At 42.0% G+C, this 14,443-nt stretch carries 14 protein-coding genes and 1 pseudogene; 10 read left to right on the top strand and 5 right to left on the bottom strand.

Features of this window, described 5'->3' with window-relative positions; translation table 11 throughout:
- The 6 genes and pseudogenes from F994_RS10900 to F994_RS10875 all read left to right on the top strand — a co-directional run.
- A pseudogene (locus F994_RS10900) lies at positions 1–383 on the top strand (DEAD/DEAH box helicase); the annotation flags it as partial.
- A 404-nt stretch (positions 384–787) separates the two neighbouring features.
- On the top strand, positions 788–1,606 hold the full coding sequence (locus tag F994_RS10895; protein WP_004650516.1) for an ABC transporter ATP-binding protein: 819 nt from the start codon (positions 788–790) through the stop codon (positions 1,604–1,606).
- Positions 1,603–2,382, top strand: a complete 780-nt coding sequence (mlaE, locus tag F994_RS10890; protein ID WP_004650515.1) for a lipid asymmetry maintenance ABC transporter permease subunit MlaE — start codon at positions 1,603–1,605, stop codon at positions 2,380–2,382. Before F994_RS10895 ends, mlaE begins: the two co-directional genes overlap by 4 nt.
- Entirely contained in the window at positions 2,382–3,050 is a 669-nt protein-coding gene (mlaD, locus tag F994_RS10885; protein ID WP_004650514.1) for an outer membrane lipid asymmetry maintenance protein MlaD, read from the top strand. The genes mlaE and mlaD overlap by 1 nt, the downstream gene beginning before the upstream one ends.
- Before the next feature lie 18 nt (positions 3,051–3,068).
- Positions 3,069–3,701 (top strand): MlaC/ttg2D family ABC transporter substrate-binding protein, encoded by a 633-nt coding sequence (locus F994_RS10880; protein WP_004650513.1) that lies wholly within the window; start codon positions 3,069–3,071, stop codon positions 3,699–3,701.
- A 15-nt stretch (positions 3,702–3,716) separates the two neighbouring features.
- Complete coding sequence (locus tag F994_RS10875) at positions 3,717–4,007, top strand: STAS domain-containing protein (protein WP_004650511.1); 291 nt, start codon at positions 3,717–3,719, stop codon at positions 4,005–4,007.
- 113 nt (positions 4,008–4,120) lie between these two features.
- Here the strand turns inward: F994_RS10875 and F994_RS10870 are convergent, their stop codons facing one another.
- Complete coding sequence (locus F994_RS10870; protein WP_004650510.1) at positions 4,121–5,134, bottom strand: CorA family divalent cation transporter; 1,014 nt, start codon at positions 5,132–5,134, stop codon at positions 4,121–4,123.
- A gap of 155 nt (positions 5,135–5,289) precedes the next feature.
- Here F994_RS10870 and F994_RS10865 point away from each other — a divergent pair, with 155 nt between their 5' ends.
- Together F994_RS10865 and F994_RS10860 are read left to right on the top strand one after the other, a co-directional pair.
- Complete coding sequence (locus F994_RS10865; RefSeq protein WP_167555806.1) at positions 5,290–5,880, top strand: LOG family protein; 591 nt, start codon at positions 5,290–5,292, stop codon at positions 5,878–5,880.
- 2 nt (positions 5,881–5,882) lie between these two features.
- Positions 5,883–6,284: an NUDIX hydrolase gene (locus F994_RS10860; protein ID WP_034697080.1), complete on the top strand. Its 402-nt coding sequence runs from the start codon at positions 5,883–5,885 to the stop codon at positions 6,282–6,284.
- A 43-nt stretch (positions 6,285–6,327) separates the two neighbouring features.
- On the opposite strand, the gene F994_RS10855 is transcribed toward F994_RS10860, so the two are convergent.
- The 3 genes from F994_RS10855 to recG are packed head-to-tail and all read right to left on the bottom strand — an operon-like array spanning position 6,328 to position 9,455.
- Positions 6,328–6,960, bottom strand: a complete 633-nt coding sequence (locus tag F994_RS10855; protein WP_004650507.1) for a ComF family protein — start codon at positions 6,958–6,960, stop codon at positions 6,328–6,330.
- A 44-nt stretch (positions 6,961–7,004) separates the two neighbouring features.
- Positions 7,005–7,391: a DUF7668 domain-containing protein gene (locus F994_RS10850; RefSeq protein ID WP_004650506.1), complete on the bottom strand. Its 387-nt coding sequence runs from the start codon at positions 7,389–7,391 to the stop codon at positions 7,005–7,007.
- An 18-nt stretch (positions 7,392–7,409) separates the two neighbouring features.
- Positions 7,410–9,455, bottom strand: a complete 2,046-nt coding sequence (gene recG / locus F994_RS10845) for an ATP-dependent DNA helicase RecG (RefSeq protein WP_004650504.1) — start codon at positions 9,453–9,455, stop codon at positions 7,410–7,412.
- A 34-nt stretch (positions 9,456–9,489) separates the two neighbouring features.
- Between recG and F994_RS10840 the strand changes: the two genes are divergently transcribed.
- Positions 9,490–10,293 (top strand): sugar nucleotide-binding protein, encoded by an 804-nt coding sequence (locus F994_RS10840; protein WP_004650503.1) that lies wholly within the window; start codon positions 9,490–9,492, stop codon positions 10,291–10,293.
- Between the two features lie 117 nt (positions 10,294–10,410).
- On the opposite strand, the gene plsB is transcribed toward F994_RS10840, so the two are convergent.
- Positions 10,411–12,987, bottom strand: coding sequence for a glycerol-3-phosphate 1-O-acyltransferase PlsB (plsB, locus tag F994_RS10835; RefSeq protein WP_004650502.1), 2,577 nt, complete (start codon positions 12,985–12,987; stop codon positions 10,411–10,413).
- 292 nt (positions 12,988–13,279) lie between these two features.
- Between plsB and F994_RS10830 the strand changes: the two genes are divergently transcribed.
- Positions 13,280–14,152 carry an acyl-CoA thioesterase gene (locus F994_RS10830; protein WP_004650501.1) on the top strand — a complete coding sequence of 291 codons (873 nt, stop codon included), beginning with the start codon at positions 13,280–13,282 and terminating at the stop codon, positions 14,150–14,152.
- The last annotated feature ends 291 nt before the right edge of the window (positions 14,153–14,443 follow it).

Genomic DNA, 14,443 nt, shown 5'->3' with positions numbered 1-14,443 from the left:
GTCCACAACGTTCGTTTGATGACCGTCCTAAACGCGATTTCGGTGATCGTCCAGCGCCACGTCGTGAAGGTGGTTTCGGTGATCGTCCACAACGTAGCTTTGGTGATAAACCACGTTCTTCGGATGATAACCGTGGCAACCGTGTAGATTATAAACCAGCTCGTGAAGGCGCTGATCGTCCACGTCGTGATTTCGGTGATCGTCCGGCTCCACGTCGTGAAGGCGGTTTTGGTGATCGTCCACAACGTAGTTTCGGCGATGATCGTCCTAAGCGTACTTTCGGTGGCGAAGATCGTCCACGTCGTAGCTTTGATGACAAACCACGTGGCGAGCGTCCAGCTTTTGGCGGTGAAGATCGTCCACGTCGTAAATTTAACGACTAATTTAGTCGTTCGATTGAGATAGAAAAAACCGGTGGAAACACCGGTTTTTTTATGAGATTAATCTTTGTTCTTATTTGATAAAATTGTATACTCAATCATGTTTTGTTTTAAATTCGTTAAATATGAACAATAAATCTGCTCATTATATTTGGAATTTCAATCAAGAGGTGGTTATGCCTTATATTGGTTTGTTCTTGTTGTTATGCAATATTATGTACTATATCTATAATTCTTTGCTGTAACGCACTGTTCTATTTTTATACCTGTTTTTTATTCATAATCGAACTACAATTAAACTAATTAGAAAATTACGCTAAATTTGTTGCTTTTTGATCAAATACAACATTTTGAACTTGAATCCTTTATAGTATGCATGCTGAAAAAATGTAGGAAAACGCTCAGCCATGAATAATCAAATACCTCAACAAGCTGAATCTTGGATTGAAGTCAATGATTTGAGCTTTAAACGAGGGAAACGTGTCATTTTCGATCATGTCAGTTTAAAGATTCGGCGTGGTCAGATTACTGCCATTATGGGGCCTTCAGGTACAGGTAAGACAACATTACTGCGTCTGATTGGTGGGCAGCTCGTTCCAGACCATGGGCAAGTCTTATTGGATGGAACAGATATTGCCAGTATGTCGCGGTCTGAATTGTTTGCTGCACGTGCACGTATGGGCATGCTGTTCCAAAGTGGTGCTCTGTTTACCGACATGAGCGTCTATGAAAACGTGGCTTTTCCGTTACGTGCGCATACGCAACTCCCTGAACATCTCATTGCAGAACTGGTGGCACTTAAACTGGAAGCGGTGGGCTTACGCGGTACTGAAAGATTTATGCCTGCAGAACTCTCTGGAGGGATGAACCGTCGTGTTGCCTTGGCACGGGCTATTGCGCTTGATCCAGAACTGATTATGTATGATGAACCCTTTGCTGGCCAAGATCCAATTGTGAAAGGGGTACTCACGCGTTTAATTCGAACCTTGCGTGAAGCGCTGGATTTAACCACGATTATTGTCTCGCATGATGTGGGTGAAACCTTATCGATTGCCGATTACATTTATATTATTGCTGAAGGTGTTATTCAAGGTGAGGGAACGCCTGCTGAATTAAAACAACATAAATCGGCATTTGTCCGTCAGTTCCTAACTGGTGCTGCCGAAGGTCCTGTCGATTATCAGTTTAGTCATAAGGCTTATTTAAGTGATGAGGTGCGTTCATGAATGCCATTGCCTCATTAGGTAGACGCGTCATTGAAAGTGTACGTGGCATCGGTGTAGCAACGGTGATGTTGCTGCAAATCCTATTTTCCATGCCGACCTGGCTTGGGGTCAAACTGTTTATTTACCAAATGCACCGTATTGGCGTCATGTCTTTATTGATCATTGCGGTTTCTGGTTTATTTATTGGCTTGGTACTTGGCCTGCAAGGCTATTCTATTTTGGTCAATATTGGTTCTGAATCCATGCTGGGCACGATGGTCTCACTGACTTTATTACGTGAACTTGCACCTGTGGTCGCGGCTTTGTTATTTGCAGGGCGTGCCGGTTCCGCTTTGACCGCTGAAATTGGCTTGATGAAAGCCACCGAACAGCTGTCGAGTATGGAAATGATAGGTGTTGATCCACTGAAACGGATTGTTTCACCACGTTTATGGGCAGGTATTGTGAGTCTGCCGATGTTATCGATCATTTTTGGTGCCATTGGCATCATGGGCGGTAAAATGGTCGGTGTGGATTTTTTAGGGGTGGATGAAGGTTCTTTCTGGAGTGGGATGCAAAATAGCGTGCAATTCTATAAAGATATTTTCAACGGCACCATTATTAAAAGTCTAGTTTTTGCATTACTTTGTACTTGGATTGCGGTGTATCAGGGGTATGCATGTGTGCCGACTTCTGAAGGGATTGCAACATCGACTACGCGAACAGTAGTGTATTCCTCATTGTGTGTTTTAGGTTCTGATTTTGTGTTGACTGCGGTCATGTTTGGAGGGGTTTAATGAAATCACGTACAAGTGAGCTGACCGTAGGTATTTTTGTCATTATCTTTGGTGTGGCATTATTTTTCTTAGCGATGAGAGTGAGCGGATTATCGGGCACCAATTTACGTGATGCCTATGAGATGACTGCGCAATTTGACAATGTGAATGGTTTAAAACCACGGGCTAAAGTGACCATGAGTGGTGTCAGTATTGGTCGTGTGACTGATATTACCCTCGATCCTGTATCACGCTTAGCGACTGTGCATTTTGACTTAGATGGTAAATTGACTTCATTTAATAAAGAGCAATTAAAAACAGTTACTGCCAATGCGCTAGAAGAGCTGCGCTATAGTACTGAATATACAGAAGCGACGCCTGCACAACAAAAAGAAATGGAAAAACAACTGACCGATAACATGCACTCCATCACCAGTATTGATGAAGATGCTTATATTATGGTTGCAACCAACGGTCTGTTGGGCGAAAAATATTTGAAAGTTGTACCGGGCGGTGGTTTGAACTACGTCAAACGTGGTGAGCGTATTGCCAATACTCAAGGTACGATGGATCTTGAAGATTTGATTAGTAAGTTTATTACTGGTGGTGCTGGTAAATCATCAGAAAAAGCGCCAGATGAAAAGACATCGGGTGAATCAACAGGTGCAGAAGCATCATTCGTTGAATAATTTGGAGAGAAGGTTTTAGTGAATACTTTAATTAAACAAACGCTTACAGCAAGTATTTTGTCTACAATGATTGCAAGTACTGCATTTGCAGTCCCTGCGGAAGCACCCCCAGTTTTTGTTAAAAAAGTTGCTGACGGTTTGATTGCTCGTTTAAAAGCTGATAATGCGAAATTACAAAATAATCCGGCAGCAGTCAAAGCAATCGTACGTCAAAATCTTGACCCATATATTGATTCACAGGCATTTACTCGTATTGTGATGGGGACGTATGCAACCAATCAATACAGTACAGCAGCACAACGTGCGCAATTTGAACGTAACTTTCGCGAAACTTTAATTGAAAATTATGGTACTGCATTTGCGAAGTTCTCGAATCAAACCTATAACATTCGCCCATATAAAGCGACTGATAGTAAAAATCCTGTAGTGACACTAGACTTCAATAATAAGGGCGAAAAAATTCCTGTATCGTTCCAATTGGTGGATAAAGGCAGCCAATGGAAAATCCGTAATATTAATGTCTCAGGCATTGATTTAGGTTTACAGTTCCGTAATCAGTTTGCGGCAACAGTAAAACGTAATGGTGGTAACTTGGATAAAGCGATTGCTAATTTTGAACCAGATGCAGAAGTAGCGGTAAATAAAAAATAATGGAGTATGTGTTCGGTGATTGAAATCATTCATCAGGAATTATATGTTTCTGGAAAAATAGATTATGCAAATGCGGAAAGCTATTACCAACAGGGTTTGAAATTAATTCAAGCACAGAATCAATTTCCGTTGGTGGTGAACTTGGCAAAGTTAGAGCAGGGCAGTACGCTGGCTTTAGCCGTATTGGTGCGTTGGTTGCGTCAAACGCCGCAAGCTCAAGGCATACAGTTTAAGGCGGTTCCTGAAAGAATGATGAAAATTATTCAAGCCTGTCATTTACAAAATGATTTGCAGTTAATTGCTTGAACAGACAATAAAAAAGCACCGTAAGGTGCTTTTTTATTGTCTGCAAATAGGCATTTATCAAATCGGGAGCATTTCTTGCGCTTCGCCTTAAAAGCAGTGCTTTTAAGGCATGCTTAAATCCATTTTTTCCAGCGGAAGTAGATGAGCGGCCCAATAAAAAAGGCCACTAGAATGATACCCACCATAACAAAACTGGTCGTTCCTCTAGCAAAAGGCAGTACATCTGTATTCATACCATAAATACTGGCAACCAGCATGGGTGGCGCGAGCATACTTGGTAAGATGGAGAAGCGACGAATCGTATCATTCTGTTCGGTGTTAATGAATCCAGAGGTGGTGTCGAGTAAGAATCGAACCTTTTGGAATAAGAATGCATCATGTTCAACCAGTGAGCGAACATCTTCACTGAGTTCTCGAATATCGGCATCGTAAATATGACTGCCTAAAGCCCGTGGACGCGAGAGAAAGGTTAAAACGCGTCGTAAATCGATTAAACACAATTGTGCTTTCCCTAGCATATCTTCGAGTTGTGCTAGGCGGGTAATCATGTCATCTAAATCAAGTATTTGTTCACGATGACGATTGTTGAGCACTTCTGTAGAGTATTTTTCTAGGTCTTTGTGGATATCTTCCAAGATATCCGCAAGTTCATCGAGTTTGGCTTCAAGTAAGCCGAGTAACACCCACGTCGGATCTTTATAGTCAATTTCATAGTCATTACGGCGAGCACGGGCGCGAAAGGCACGAAATGCGACCAGCTTTTCACCACGTAAGGTAAATAAGCGTTCTTTATGCAAAATGAAAGCAACGGTTTGTACTGTGGCTAAAATACTGGAATTGTCATCTGGTTCACCATCCACTTGAAAGTTTTTATTTTTCGTTAAAAAGTAGGTGCTGATATGTAAAATACCATCATCATCACGGTAGAATCGTGCCGATGAAGAGATGTCTTCTAAGGATTTTAGCGTGGGTAGGTTTTGCTCATAAGCATCAAGGACCCATTGTTGTTCTTCTTGTGAGGGTGCAATTAAGTCAATCCACACTAAATCTGGATGAAGATCAAAGCCCCCATTAATAGTGGCATCTTCCAAACTACCGCGCTCTGTGGCGTAAAAGGCTTCAAGCATGCTGTCTTTGCTCCCTTGCGCAGTCTGGTTTAATCAATGGGTGTATTTTAGACAAGGAATTGAATAAAAACACTGATCGAATTGCTTTTTTATGAAAAAATCTCCTTAAAATTTACTTTAATAGTATGACATTTTCAAAACAGGGTGAAAAAATGATGAATTCTATCGCAATTTTTTGTGGTTCAGCTATTGGAACGGATTCCATTTTTCTAGACACGGCACAAAAAATGGGTCAAACCATTGCTGGGCAAGGCAAAACACTGGTGTATGGCGGTGGTCGTTCAGGCTTGATGGGGGTTGTCGCAGATAGTGCATTGCAGGCAGGCGGCAAAGTGATTGGTGTTATTCCGAGTGCCTTGGTGGATCGGGAACTTGCACATCCACATTTAACGGAATTGCATGTGGTAAAAAATATGCATGAACGTAAAACCAAGATGTCGGAATTGTCTGATGCCTTTATTGCATTGCCCGGTGGTGCAGGCACCTTGGAAGAAATTTTTGAGCAGTGGACTTGGGCGCAACTGGGGATTCATTTAAAACCGTGTGCATTTTTAAATGTAGAAGGGTTTTATGATGATTTACTGAAATTTATCCAGTTGACCACAGCCAAAGGTTTTACCCATGCTCGCTTTTCTGAAAGCATTATTGCCTCAGATTCGATCGATCAGATTTTGCAACAATTTGATGCTTTTCAAGCACCGCAACCGAAATGGGGTATGGTCGATCAGCAGGGTTTGGTGAAATAAAGATGAAGGTGATTACCGTTGCCGCAGCAATTATTTTAAATGCTCAACAGCAGCTTTTAGTGGTGCGCAAGCATCATACCGCATGTTTTATGCAGGTTGGTGGTAAGTTGGAACCCAATGAATTGCCTGAAGCAACCATGCTTCGGGAAATTCAGGAAGAAATTGGTTGTCAGGCACAGATTGAACAATTTGTTGGGCGTTATGAAACAGCGACGGCAAATGAACCCGATCATCAATTGGTCAGTTATGTTTATGTCGTGACATTGGATCATGCACCCAAAATTGATGCCGAAATTGCCGAGATGAAATGGGTAGATTTGAATGATCAAAGTACCTTACTTGCGCCCTTAACCACAGAAATCGTGATGCCATGGGTAAAAAACTATTTACAGGCTGAGGTTTGATTTAGTCTATTATGCTACGCGAGAAAAATGATGCAGCGATGGTCTAAATCGCTGCACTCGCGATACAGGCAGCATAGACTTTCTGACAGCCCAATTGCTCAAGTTTTTGTTTTAATGCAAAGATTGAACTTCCTGTCGTCACCACATCATCCAAAATAAGCACACGGCGATAACACAGTTTAGACGTTATATTGATTTGGAATTGCTGCTGAATATTTTCAATGCGCTCTAGGCGAGTTAAGCCTTTTTGTGAATGTTGTTGTAAGCGCGTGACGGGTTGCCAAATTGGCAGGTTTAATTGCTTGGCTAAAATCTTGCCAAGCACCAAGGACTGATTATAACCGCGTTCTGCTAGGCGTTGATTGGAAATGGGCATCGGTACAATGGCTTGAATTTTGGGCAGCCGCAGTTGCATGAATGTGCCCGCCAGTAGCTGCTGAAAATGCAGCTGTTGTTCGTATTTAAATTTTTGAATGATACGATCAATCGGGTAGTCATAATGACAAGCACTGTGAATCTCCATTTCCTGTCGTTGCACGGTACTTTTCAACCACGGTAATTGTTGCCAGCAATCTGCACAGACCGAATGGATCTGTTGTTGCTCAGTATTACAGAGTTGACAGGGCGAGATGCTTTGTAGAGCTTTGTGAAGTAATGGGTTAATGAATTGAAGCATTTTATTCTCAAGATTATATTTTTATTTTATTGATCATCAATTGATTATGGGACATAAATATTATTAATTTGAAATATAAATTGATCTTCTTTCTTGATGATAAAAAGATCAAGGATTAAATCACTTCTGCCTTCTTCAACGGTAAATAAATCGATAATGGCTTGCCAAGATTCATTTTCCATATATAAGCATACGGATGTATGCCATGATTCTTCAGCTAAGCTCATGAGATGAGCGCCATAATCATCAATATTTTTTGCAATCTCGGCAGCGTATGCTAAGTCAATACATTGAACATAGGGAAGCGTGTTTAAACGTTCAAAATCTTTATCTTTAAAAGCCTCAACCATTTGAATAATGCAGTCCCTCCAAATGCTTGGAATTGGCGATTGAAATTCTGCATCATATGGAACAGGGATATTTTGCGTCATTTTAACTGTCCTATTCTTCTAGACATAGGCATAGCGTGGTGCTTCAGGTAGCCAGCGTTTTAACAAAGCCTGCGCATTTTCAGGATAATCTTTTAAAATTTGCTGCGCCACATAATGCGCTTGATTGAGTAAATGATCATCTCGTTCTAATTTCGCCACCCGAAAACCCATATCGCCCGTTTGTTTGGTGCCGAGTAATTCACCCGGCCCACGAATTTCCAAGTCTTTTTCTGCAATGATAAAACCATCGTTGGTTTCGCGCATAATGCGTAGACGTTCTTGTCCATTTTGCGATAAAGGATGTTTGTAGAGCAGGGCACAAAAACTGGCTGTTGCACCACGTCCGACACGTCCACGAAGCTGATGCAGTTGGGACAGCCCGAGGCGTTCTGCATTTTCAATCACCATGATGGATGCGTTCGGCACGTCCACGCCCACTTCAATGACTGTTGTGGCAATCAGTAATTGTAATTGATTGTCTTTAAATTGCTGCATCACCAATTGCTTTTCATCGGCTTTCATTTTGCCATGGACTAAGCCCGTGTTTAGATGAGGAAAGCGGTCTTTAATTTCAGCAAAAGTAGCTTCAGCGGCTTGTGCATCTAAAGTTTCGGATTGTTCCACCAAGGTACAGACCCAATAGGCTTGTTTGCCTTCCGCACAATTACTGGCGATACGATTTAAAACCTCTTCACGACGATCCAGCGGAATGGTCACGGTTTGAATCGGGGTTCGTCCAGGCGGTAATTCATCAATTACAGAGGTATCCAAATCACCATATGCCGACATCGCCAAGGTGCGGGGGATAGGGGTGGCTGTCATCACCAATTGATGTGGGGTCATATTCTGCGCACCCTTATTGCGTAGTGCTAGACGCTGATCGACCCCAAAGCGATGTTGTTCATCAATAATCACCAAACCGAGTTTGGCAAAGGCAACATTGTCTTGAAATAAGGCATGTGTGCCGATGACTAAATGGGCTGAGCCATCTTTAATGCTTTGCTCGGCTGCCGCACGCGCTTTACCTTTTTGTTTGCCTGACAGCCATGACACGGTTAAGCCCAGCGGTTCAAACCATTTTTTAAAATTTAAATAATGTTGTTCTGCTAAAATTTCCGTCGGTGCCATCAGGGCCACTTGCCAACCTTCTTCTAAGGCATGACACGCGGCAATACCCGCCACCAGTGTTTTGCCTGCACCGACATCACCCTGAACCAGACGCAGCATGGGTTTGTTTTGTTTTAAGTCTTGTGCAATTTCTTTAGAGACCCGTTTTTGTGCATCGGTCATGCTAAACGGTAAGCTTGCCAACAGTTGTTTGGCAAAGTTTTGACTGACTGAAAATGACGGTGCTGCAATTTGCTGAATATAAGCCCGACGTGAAAGTAGGCTCAGTTGATGGGCAACCAATTCTTCAAAGATTAAGCGTTGCTGGGCAGGGTGTGAACCTTGTGCCAATTGCAACATGTTGGCATTGGTGGGCGGTTCATGAATATATTCTAGCGCTTGCTTGAGTGCATAACCATTGGTGAATTTTGCTGGTAACAGTTCAGGGAGATCATCACTGTGTTGTTTAAGGGCCTGTTTAACATATTCACGTAGCTTGGGCTGCGTTAAACCCTCTGTAGCTGGATAAATGGCGGTGAGTTCAGTTTTAGGCAGAGGGGTATGTTCAGTAATTAGCTGTATTTCTGGATGATAAAGTTCTAAACCGCGTGCACCGACACGGACTTCACCAAATATTCGCAGACGATTGCCGATTTTGGCACGATCCGTCAGGGCTTTATACACATGATAAAAACGTAAAGTGACTTTGCTAAAATCATCCTGTAATAACACCGCCATAGACTTGCGTTTACCGGGGGGGAAATCGACACCTTTGACCAGGCCTTCGAGCAAATAACTGCGCCCCACGATCAATTGGTTCATGGCGATGATCGTGCTACGATCTTCATAATCACGTGGCAGATGAAACAGTAAATCATCTGTGGTGAAAATATTCAGTTTTTCCAGTAATGCAGCAGAGGCAGTTCCTACCCCTTGTAATTGATGGACGGCAGCCATTTCCCCTCAACTTAGGTTATGTAATCAGGTGCTTATGCATATTTTATTTATCGGTTATGGTAAAACATCTTGGCGTGTTGCTAAACAACTATTTGAGCAAGGGCACCAAATTACCACAATCAGCCAAAGTGCTAAAATGGATGAATACGCAACTCATCTCATTCAAGATGTACATCAGCTGAATTTAGCTCATATTCCACCGATTGATTGGGTCTATGTGTTGTTGAGTCCAAATGAAAGTACGCCCGAGGCTTATCAACGGGTGTATGTCGATTCGGTACAACCCATCAGCAATGCTTTAAAACAGCATCCTGTGCAAAAGGTTGTGGTTGTGTCGTCCACGCGAGTCTATGGTGAAAATCATGGTGAGCGCATCGATGATGAATCTGTAATGAAGCCCAATGATGAACAGGGACGACTTTTGTTAAAGATGGAGCAGCTTTGGCAGCAGGCTTATCCATCTGCAAGTATCATCATTCGTCCGACTGGCATTTATGGCACATCGGTGGCTCGAATGCTGAAGTTGGCTGAAAAAACTAAAACTTACCCGAACCGCCACTGGTCAAATCGAATTCATATTGATGATCTGGCAAGTTTTTTGGCGAATTTGCTTCACGTGGAACATGCTGAAAAATCGTATATTGTTAGCAATAATCAGCCCAGTCTTTTACATGAAACGATTCAATGGTTCCAACGACAATTGAATCTGCCTGAATTGGTTTTGCAAAGTGATGAATGTTCTGGAAAAAGAATTTATGCCACACGAATGGCTGAAATGGGTTTTCAGTTACAGCATAAGGATTGTTTTGAGGATTATTTAGAGATGTTCGGAAAGTGATAAATAAATCCCCCTCCTTTTTTAAAGGAGGGATTAGGGGAGGATTAAAATAAAAACCTTCCCCTTGTATAGCAATTCTTCTCACCTTTAAAAGGGGAGAAGAAAAGCATTTTTACTTTATTTTTTCTTACGCTTCAATCGTTTTTTCGCTTGTTCAGCAGCCACTTTGTCTAGAGTGTCTTTCAGCTCTTCATCGCTGAAAGTGGTGATGTGTTGCAACATTTGCAGGGTGACATCATCCAAAACTAAATTGGCGTACTGGGCAACATTCTGGAAGTTCTCATCAAACACAATGGCATTGTTTTCGTTGTTGCGAATGTAACCTTGTTGCGTCAAGACTTTCATAAAGCTTTGGAATAAGGCTTTATCAAAGAATTCAGGTGAGTTGAATTCATAAAGCACAGATAGACGTTGACCGACCAAATGACTGAGTTCTTCCACCTGACGAATCGAAATATTGCCTGAACCGCGTTGGGTAATTAAAGCCAACGTCATGTAATAACGCTCAAGACTTTGCATGACAGGTGCAGCAAGCACCACCAATTGATTGTGATCTTCTGAATTCGGTGCAGGGGAAATCAGATGATCTTCGGCATCGGCTGCAATCAGTTTCGCGTTAATTAATGCATCGACATAAGCGCAGATTTGATCTTTGAGTTCATCATCTTGCCACTTTAAGAACAATTCAGCTTTTAAGAATGGATAAAGTGTACGAATCACACTGATTAAATCACCACGGCGGATGGAGCCGTTATGTTTCACCAAGGCCGCAATTAAAGAGGGTAAGACGAAGGCATGCAAAATGTTATTGCGGAAGTAAGTCAGCAATACTGCTTGATTGTCTTCAATTGCAATAATATCGCCTAACACATGCTTAACGCGTTTAATCAGTTTGAGTTTTAAACCGTAGGCAATAATTTCTTTACCCGAAAGCGGTGTCACTTGTGCGCGTGCATCATAAGGTAAAGCGGTGACTAAATTACGATAGGCATCAAGCTGTTTAATGCAAATTTCTTCATCTAAAGTGTGTTTCGGGGTGGCCAATAAGATCAACGACAACAGCGATACAGGATTGATCACCACAGCACGATTAATATTTTCCAAGATGGCATGTGCTGAACCATTCACTGCATCCGATATTTGCTGCGGAATAGGTTCATCATTCTTTTCAATTTTGATTTGGTCGGCACCATGTTTTTTGAGTAGATCATCTAAAAAGACTGGCTCACCGAAGTTAACATGCACTTTACCGAAAATACGTTCGATTTTACGTAAGCTTTTTAAAATACCGACAATCGATTCAGACTCTTTCGGCTTGCCTTGCATTTCGCCCACATAAGTTGAACCTTCCATCAAGCGTTCATAGCCAATGTAGGTCGGTAAGAACACAATCGGTTTAGCTCGACCACGTAAATGACTATGCACGGTCATGGCCAACATGCCTGTTTTGGCGGGTAGTAAGCGACCCGTCCGCGAACGACCACCTTCAATGAAGTATTCCAATGGCGTATTGCGTGACAAAATACTGTACAGGTATTCTTTAAATACCGTAGTGTACAAGCCATTACCACGGAAGGTCCGGCGGATAAAGAATGCACCACCACCCCGCAGTAATTGCCCGACAAAAGGCATATTTAAATTATCGCCCGCGGCAATGTACGGAACCATCATGCCACGTTTGTAAATCACATAAGATAGTAATAAATAGTCAATGTGGCTACGGTGACATGGGGTGTAGATAATTTGGTAGTCTTTGGCCAGTTCACGGACTGTACTGAAGTTATGAACTTCTACGCCATCATAAAGCTGGGTCCATAAACGCGTGAGTGCCATATCGGCAAAGCGAACCGCCGAATGTGAATAGTCAGAAACAATTTCGTTTAAATAACCAATGGCGCGACGTTCAGCTTCAATCATGCTGACTTTACTACGAATACTTTCACGACGAATGGCATCTTGTACATCGTGTGATTTAATCAGTGAATGCACCACATTACGACGGTCTGACAAGTCAGGACCAAGCACGACTTCACGTTGACCATCTAAATAGTTATTCAGGGTATTGAGAATATAGGTCGCAGGAGATAAGTTCGGGTGGGTCTTTTTGGCAAAATTGATCAGTGCACGTAAAGATTGTCCTTTATGGAATTCTAAATAGGACTGGCGACCATGCAAACCAATATTGACCAATTGTTTGACTGTACCCGGGGTTGCCCAAGTATCGGTAAACAGTAGCTTGAACCAAGAATCTTCTTTATCGGGTGAACGTCCCCAAAGCACAGTGACAGGAATCAGTTCAATATCAATTTCAGGGTGCTGTTCTAAAACATCGATCAGACGTAATAAGCGCGGTGGAAAAGCGTGTGGCGGCGGATTGAGTAAATTATTTTCATCGTGATGTTGTAAAAATAACACCGATGCTTTTTCTTTATGATCACCGATGACCAATGGATTTAACGCGGGTGATAGTTTTAGCCGCCGTGTTTCACCATCCACAATCAAGGCATTGCTGCGCGAGTAATTTTGTAAAACATAACAGACTATTTTTTGTTGAATAGGTTGGTCTGTTGCTGTCTTTACGTCTGTAGCTGTCGGTTCAGTAGGAACCTCACCAAGAACATGTGGAGTTACCACAAGGTCAAGCAGTTTACTGGAAAACTGACGATAGATTTGACCAAAGCCACTCTTGGACATACACACTCCTACTTAAATGACCACAACCACAGATTTTCTGAGGGGGGATTGTTTTGCATTATTGTAATTTAAAACTGTATGTCATTTTCTGACAAAATGCATATGGATTGTAAAATTTTATCGTTAAAAATCGTATTTTTAGCCACTATAATCCAAAAATAATGTGACAGACTAGTCAGACTAACGCTAGGGATTTAGTCTGAATTTGTGGCAAAATAGATAAAATAGTTTATTTGATTGATTTAAATTTTCCGCCCCCATCTCCGATATTCCACATCAAAAAAGGTCGCTTATGAACGCGTTAACCCAAGAATTGGTTGAATTATTGAGCCTTGAAAAAATTGAAGAAAATATCTACCGAGGAATAAGTCGAAACTTGGTTGGAAAGCGTGTTTTCGGTGGGCAAGTATTAGGACAGGCATTACGCGCAGCATCGTATACCACAGATCGTCCTGCACATTCATTGCATGCTTATTTTTTATATGGCGGCGATGTGAATGCCCCTATTTTGTATCAAGTTGATCGTTTGCGTGATGGCAAAAGCTTTGTCAGTCGCCAAGTACGGGCCATTCAACATGGTCGCACCATTTTTACCGCGATGATTTCGTTTGCTCATCCAGAAGAGGGTTTAAATTACCAAATTAGTGAACCTGAATATCCAGCTGTTGAAACATTAAAGTCTGAAGCTGAATTAAAAAAATTGCTGGTTGAATTTGTACCCGAAAATGTCCGTGCCAGTTTTATGCGTGATCGTCATATTGATATTCGTCCAATTGATCCAAGCAATCCATTTCAACCGCAGCCTGAAGCACCATCTTATGCGCACTACTTACGTACGCACGATAAAATCGCGCCAGAGATGGATGAAATTTCTTTACATCAAGCCATTGCAGCATTCTATTCAGACTTTACTTTAATGACCACTGCGCTTCGTCCGCATGGTTTAAGTTATTTATCGCCTAGTTTGCAATGTGCCAGTATTGATCATGCGATGTATTTTCATAAACCATTCCGTGTGGATGAATGGATGCTGTACGACATGGATGCGACCGTGAGTGCAAGTTCGCGCGGTTTAAACTTCGGTCGCATGTGGCAAAATGGTGAGCTGGTGTGCAGTACGACACAAGAAGGTCTAATTCGTATCCGTGAAATTGAAACCCAATAATGTGTCATTTTACTTTAAAAAACTGGGCATATAGCCCAGTTTTTTATGATGGGGTTTTAATGGCAGCGAGGAATGTCTTCGGAGACATCTTTATGGCAGCCATGACCTGAATGAGCAAAGGTTTGCCCAATGCTTAAAAGCAGTACAGTGATGAGGATTATTTTTTTCATATTTTTGCTCTTTTAATTATGGGTGGATGGTTTTAATTCAAAAGCAGATTTTATGCCATAGCTTCATCAAGCCGTTGCTGATTCAGATAAAGGGTGCATCATGATTTGGCATATTTATGCT

This window comes from Acinetobacter bohemicus ANC 3994 (genome assembly GCF_000367925.1).
Lineage (GTDB): Bacteria > Pseudomonadota > Gammaproteobacteria > Pseudomonadales > Moraxellaceae > Acinetobacter > Acinetobacter bohemicus.
Note: the sequence above shows the minus strand (reverse complement) of the source record. Positions and strands in the feature narration are given on the sequence as shown.

Coding starts and splice junctions, on each gene's coding strand:
- F994_RS10895 (WP_004650516.1), top strand. CDS start 788: ATGAATAATCAAATACCTCAACAAGCTGAATCTTGGATTGAAGTCAAT.
- mlaE (WP_004650515.1), top strand. CDS start 1,603: ATGAATGCCATTGCCTCATTAGGTAGACGCGTCATTGAAAGTGTACGT.
- mlaD (WP_004650514.1), top strand. CDS start 2,382: ATGAAATCACGTACAAGTGAGCTGACCGTAGGTATTTTTGTCATTATC.
- F994_RS10870 (WP_004650510.1), bottom strand. CDS start 5,134: ATGCTTGAAGCCTTTTACGCCACAGAGCGCGGTAGTTTGGAAGATGCC.
- F994_RS10865 (WP_167555806.1), top strand. CDS start 5,290: ATGAATTCTATCGCAATTTTTTGTGGTTCAGCTATTGGAACGGATTCC.
- F994_RS10860 (WP_034697080.1), top strand. CDS start 5,883: ATGAAGGTGATTACCGTTGCCGCAGCAATTATTTTAAATGCTCAACAG.
- F994_RS10855 (WP_004650507.1), bottom strand. CDS start 6,960: ATGCTTCAATTCATTAACCCATTACTTCACAAAGCTCTACAAAGCATC.
- F994_RS10850 (WP_004650506.1), bottom strand. CDS start 7,391: ATGACGCAAAATATCCCTGTTCCATATGATGCAGAATTTCAATCGCCA.
- recG (WP_004650504.1), bottom strand. CDS start 9,455: ATGGCTGCCGTCCATCAATTACAAGGGGTAGGAACTGCCTCTGCTGCA.
- F994_RS10840 (WP_004650503.1), top strand. CDS start 9,490: ATGCATATTTTATTTATCGGTTATGGTAAAACATCTTGGCGTGTTGCT.
- plsB (WP_004650502.1), bottom strand. CDS start 12,987: ATGTCCAAGAGTGGCTTTGGTCAAATCTATCGTCAGTTTTCCAGTAAA.
- F994_RS10830 (WP_004650501.1), top strand. CDS start 13,280: ATGAACGCGTTAACCCAAGAATTGGTTGAATTATTGAGCCTTGAAAAA.